At 45.6% G+C, this 5,437-nt stretch carries 5 protein-coding genes; 3 read left to right on the top strand and 2 right to left on the bottom strand.

Annotation, left to right across the window (positions count from 1 at the left end):
* Window positions 1–73: 73 nt before the first annotated feature.
* Complete coding sequence (locus tag PLH26_RS19965; protein ID WP_324587785.1) at window positions 74–2,893, bottom strand: hypothetical protein; 2,820 nt, start codon at window positions 2,891–2,893, stop codon at window positions 74–76.
* A gap of 337 nt (window positions 2,894–3,230) precedes the next feature.
* Here PLH26_RS19965 and PLH26_RS19960 point away from each other — a divergent pair, with 337 nt between their 5' ends.
* The 3 genes from PLH26_RS19960 (at window position 3,231) to PLH26_RS19950 (ending at window position 4,334) form a co-directional block, all read left to right on the top strand.
* Window positions 3,231–3,464, top strand: coding sequence for a hypothetical protein (locus PLH26_RS19960; protein WP_324587784.1), 234 nt, complete (start codon window positions 3,231–3,233; stop codon window positions 3,462–3,464).
* Window positions 3,454–3,780, top strand: a complete 327-nt coding sequence (locus tag PLH26_RS19955; protein ID WP_324587783.1) for a type II toxin-antitoxin system RelE/ParE family toxin — start codon at window positions 3,454–3,456, stop codon at window positions 3,778–3,780. Before PLH26_RS19960 ends, PLH26_RS19955 begins: the two co-directional genes overlap by 11 nt.
* A gap of 257 nt (window positions 3,781–4,037) precedes the next feature.
* Window positions 4,038–4,334: a hypothetical protein gene (locus tag PLH26_RS19950; protein ID WP_324587782.1), complete on the top strand. Its 297-nt coding sequence runs from the start codon at window positions 4,038–4,040 to the stop codon at window positions 4,332–4,334.
* Here the strand turns inward: PLH26_RS19950 and PLH26_RS19945 are convergent.
* A partial coding sequence (locus PLH26_RS19945) for a glycoside hydrolase family 20 protein (RefSeq protein ID WP_324587781.1) occupies window positions 4,317–5,437 on the bottom strand: 1,121 nt, incomplete at its 5' end. The two genes, PLH26_RS19950 and PLH26_RS19945, sit on opposite strands and share 18 nt — an antisense overlap.

Below are 5,437 nucleotides of genomic sequence, written 5' to 3'. Positions count from 1 at the left end.
TGTTTTATTCATCATTGTTGTTTTTATGAACGCCTCCGGCTTCCGACCCGTGAAATTCAAGCCCCTGCTTTTTCTATGGCATAAATACAAACCATTTCTGGCTTTTGGCAGGTATGGTTACCCGTAAGTTCAGCTTAGTGCCGTTCAAGATTATTTTTTTTGCTGCGCCGTCGTTTTCACTCATAGTTGCCCGTTGCTTTAAGCCGGTATAATACAGGTCTACTTCAATATCTCTTGTAACAGATTCATTCAACGGATTATAAACCATCAATAAACCTTTTTCTTTGCCATGCGGATCGGCATGCAGTATGGCATCATAGTCCCTGCCATCGGGCCTCCGCAGGTGGATAATATCGGCATCCAGTATTCTCCTGTGCTTCCTGTAAAAATCAACCCATTTTTTCACCAGGGTTTTCGTTTCGGGAGCATCGTATAATTGCGGGCCGCGGTAACAGGCCTGCACACCTGCTCCGAACAAATTGGCCAGGCGCTGCTCATAATGCGGCAGGTGCTCTTTGAGCGGCTCTATGGTAGCGGCAGCACCTCCGCCATGGTATTGCACGAGCGGAACGAACATCCAGCCCATGGAAGGTGATTTTTCCCAGGTGCCGTCGTATATGTTCTGGCGCTCAATAATTTCCTGTAACGCCCGTGGCAACGACCAGTTGGTTTCGCGATAACCCATGGCAATTTTTGTGCTGCCATTTAAAAAGTACCAGTCGGGAACGTTCAGGTAAATGCCTTTACCCCTGCACCACCGGTAAAATGCCTGTATTTCCCTGAACTGCTTCCAGCGCGAATCTTCCAGTCCCCTGTGTCCCGGGTGATCAGTTGAAGCGCAAACATCGCCGGGGTAGGAACCATCATGTTCCAGCAGGTCCTGCCCCGTGGTTTCATAAAAATGGTATAGCTTTTTAAAATAATCCTGTCCCCATTTGCTTTGCAAGCAGGGAGAGCTGCCAAAGGCCGGCTTCATGCCTTCTGGCATTACCACATTATTTGCGGCGTTGATGGAACGGCTTGCCAGCAGGGAATAACCACCGAGCGCCACACCCTTTGATCCTGCATAATCCCTCAGGGCTTTCATACGCTGCAGATTCTGCTGCGAAGTGTCTTCAATATTGAAACCGCTGCCAAAAGTCATGATCACCATTTCAAAACCCACTTCCGCACATTGATCAATTGCTTTTTTAACGGGTTCATCCGCGGCGCTGCTAACATGCATAATGATGGGATTTTCGGTTACCCACGGCGCAATGGTACGGTATAGCTTTCTTTCGCTCAGCCCTCTCCTTTCCCTGTCGTAGCTGTCGTATACCAGTTCCCATAACCGCATGCTTTCAAAAGATGCACCGGGCGCCAGCTCCTGCCCCATCCCGGTTTTGGGCATACATACCAGCAGTGAAGGTGTTTGCAATGCATAATTTACCTGTGTGGTATAGGAAGGGTCGGTCTGCCATTCTATGCAGGCGTTTTGTGCGGCATTGGGCGACATGGAGCCGAAAGCGAAATCACTTTCTGCAAATATGGGCGGAAGTTCCCAACGCTGCTTGTGTTCTACCGCGCTTTCTGCCTCTGTTACGGCAAGGTGCTCGCTTTTTATATTGTTTACTGTAATTTCCTGCGCACTGTTGTTCTCCACGCTTACCCACTTGCTCAGCAGGGGTAATCCATCATATAACTCATAATGCACTTTTACGGTAAGCCCACTCAGGAAATCAAGATCAGCCTGTGTTTCCCGTGATCCACCCAACAACACAACCTGCTCTATTTTACTGCGCCCTGTTGCCCCGGCTCCACCACGCACCGCTTTGCCTCCACGGGGATCGGTCTTGCCTGCACGGATATGCGTAGGCATGCCGTTAAGCGGCAGCTCAGCAAGTGTTGTATAGCTTTTACCATCGGCTGATATGCTGCATATCATTTTGCCGGTAGCGAGCAATATCTTCAAATAATACGATTTGCCGGGGTCAAAGCCTTCAAAGCTCTGGCTTTTGCCATCATGAAATATCCCGAATTTTTTATTGCGTGGTGAAAGATAAAATTTGGATGAGCGCTCTCCTTCAAACTGCAATGCAATGCCGGGCCCATACCCGCTGCTTTGGTCTGTGCCGGTGTTGAGCCTGCATATGATCACCCTGGTACCGGCAGGCAAAGGCCGTTCGCCAAATACTACTGCGTTGGCAGGCGCCATCATTTCACCGGCTTTGCCTTCATTGTTAAATGCATTTGCAGCTGCATTAACGGTAACAATATTCCACTGAGGTGACAGTGTAATAAAATCATCTTTCAGCAGCACTTCCCTTTGATCGTCGCCCGCATACAGGTTATGAAAATTACGGATGATGGTCTCATTGGCTTTGTAGGTAAAAGCCACTTCAATCCCTTCAGGCGGCCAGGGCAGCTGCTCCGGCGACCATTTGGTGCGACGGTTCCATTCAAAACGTGCTTTGATGGGAGACGTGGTATATGATACCAGCTTTAAGCTGTAGGGATCAGCCTTCATTTCGGGTATCCATTCGGGTAAGAGGTAGTTGCCGATGGGCTGCCCCGTTAATCCGCCCGCTTTTATTTCATGACCGTTTATCCACAGCACAGCTTCCGGTGATACTGCCCGTACGAGCGCTTCGTTGGTAACGAGGTTATCCAACCCTATGGTTGCACCGTTGGGCGCCAGTGTAAACGTTCTGGTGATCAGTCCGTTGCTCAGTGCCATGTACCCTTCCGGCGTTTTGTACACGGCGGATCGTTGTGCACTGCCGGTTATCAACCAGTCGGTTTTGCTGCGCAGTTGTGCTTTGTTATAGAGGGGTAGTGTATCTACAGAAATATTTTGTGCATTTACAGCAAAACACGAACAGGCAATAAGCGGCAACAATACAGATCGGATCATAATTGCTTTTGATTTTAAGAAGAAGCGGAAAGCTACCGATGTTTACCGGGCTAACGCAACAAATGAGTAGATTTTTCTTGTAAGTAGCGAAGTTCACGGACTTTATATTGTGACGTTATCTGAGGCGAAAAAATCGTTCTGGTGGGATTACACCCCGATTTCGGGAAGGTTCTCTGATATAGCTTAACTTTAGAGCAGGCTGTAGATTGCTACACTTAACTACAATCAGGATTGGGGCAAACACCAGCAGGAGTTTATACTCTTTTATACTTTTCGTTTATGTAAATTTGTATTTCAGAAAATAAATACAATTTATTATTAAGCATAATTTTTAGATATGAGGCTACAAATAATACAAGACAGTAAGGGAAAAGCCACAGGCGTATTTATTCCTATCAACGAATGGAAGGAGCTCAAAAAGCAATACCGGGATTTGGAAACGTTAGAATACAAAGAACCAACCAAAGAACAGATTTTACTGGAACTCAAAGAAGCCGTTCTGGAACTTAAATTAGTGGAGCAGGGAAAGTTAAAAACCCGTCCTGCAAAAGAGTTACTGAATGAGTTATAATGTTTCTTCCATACCGCTTTTTGACAAACAGGCTAAAAGGCTGGCTAAAAAATATCCCTCGCTAAAAAAAGATTTGATGGAATTGCTGAAAAGTCTTACCAATAATCCTGAACAGGGAACTGCTCTTGGTAACGGCTTCTATAAAATACGTGTGGCCATCTCTTCCAAAGGAAAGGGTAAATCGGGTGGAGCAAGGGTAATTACCTATGTGAAAGTTACTGTTACGACTGTTTATCTTACTTCTATCTATGATAAATCCGAAAAAAGTGCTATTACCGATAAGGAACTTAAACAGATATTTAAATTGTTACTGTAAAATAACCAACTCCTGTACCGGCGATCATGAGTTGGTTTAACCCCAACGATTTTGCCTGTCCGTACCGCTACGGACAGGGTTAAAACAATCAGTGTCTGTGAAGGAAAAAGAAAAAAAGAAAAAGTGTTAAAACGATTTATCATGAAACTACTCATTATTATTGAAAAAGGAGATGGGGTGCTGTGGGGCGCATTGAAAACAAGGGTGAATTTTTACCGGTTACTTCCGGCAAAAACACAAAAGAGATCATAAAAAACATGAGTGAGCTGATTGCCGGATACCAGCAGCATGAAGGCAGGAACGATGCCGTATGGAAAAAAGTTGATGTTAAAAAAGTGCAGTGGGAACTGCGCTACGATGTGCAGGCCTTTTTTATGGAACATGACTATCTGACCGCCAGCGCAATTGCAAAACGTGCAGGTATTAACACCGGTTTAATGCGGCAATACAGCAGTGGAATAAAGCACCCTTCTGCTTTACAGGCAAAAAAAATAGAATCAGCCATACACACCGTTGCTAAAGAATTAAAAGCAGTTTCACTGTGCGCCGCTTAAAAACGCAAGATATTTTTCAAGGTACTCCTTAGGTGGGGTGTGCCACTCAGCAGTTCTGCTTACGTTGGTACGTGCACAGTGATAGGCGAACTCATACAATATGTTCACGATTTTGGGATTGGGTACCAAAGCGCCATTTTCTCCTGTAATAAATGCGCCCCTGCTGCCGGTTTTAACCTCTTTTGCTATTTCAAGCATCGCATAATATACCGGCAAACGTGCCGATTTTATCCTTACCAGGTAGTCGGTATGCCTTTGCACTTTCTTTTCGGCCCTGTCAAATATCCGGTTGTATTCAGCAATTAAGTTTTCCGACAAAAAGCTTTCCTTTTCCTGTACCGGGGAGCCGAATATAGACATCTTCACGCCTTTACCGGATTGATTATTATCATGCAGCAGCTTTATGTATGCTTTTATGTCCGGAGCAGCGGGACCATAATACGCATCAATAAATTCATTTTTCTCTTTTTCGATATCAATATCGGGGTTCCACAACATTTTAGCGATCATATAGGCCCTTAAAGGCGCAAAATCGCCGCCCGACTGGATATTACCCTGTTCAAACAATGCAGATACATTATTGTCTCTGAGAAACTGAATGTTGGGCTGTAATATACGCAGGTTGGGAAACGGAGAAAAGAGGTGTGAAAAACGGATGACGTAATCCCATACCAGTATATTATCCGTAAGCTTTCCCCAGCCCGCCAGGTCTTCGCTGAAGGCTTTATCTCCAATGGTCATCGGATCGTTGCGGGAACTTTCAATACTGCACAGCATGATGTTTACATTCTTGCGGGGCACAATGCCTTTTGGCGGCACACGCGAATACTGGTAGGCCAGGGTTGAAATGATCTTATCGGGGAAACGTTCTGCCACCTTATTCACAAAAGCGATAATTGAACCTGAACCCAATGCAGGGTATTTTTCTCCGCCATGGGTAGAAAGTAGCTTTTCCTCCGGTGCAAAAGCGGCATATTGCTTGTCCAGCGCTGCACAGTTATCGCAACGACAATAATTTACGTTGTCGTTCTGACTAACCGACCAGTACAACGCTTCCGGCTTTTTGCTCATTGCCTTTTGCAGGTTTTCGCATACGATCTCCA

Origin of the sequence: Agriterribacter sp., from assembly GCF_035444585.1 — a bacterium.
Classification (GTDB): Bacteria; Bacteroidota; Bacteroidia; order Chitinophagales; family Chitinophagaceae; genus Agriterribacter.
The sequence above is the reverse complement of the archived record's forward strand: the minus strand, read 5'-3'. Positions and strand labels throughout refer to the sequence as shown.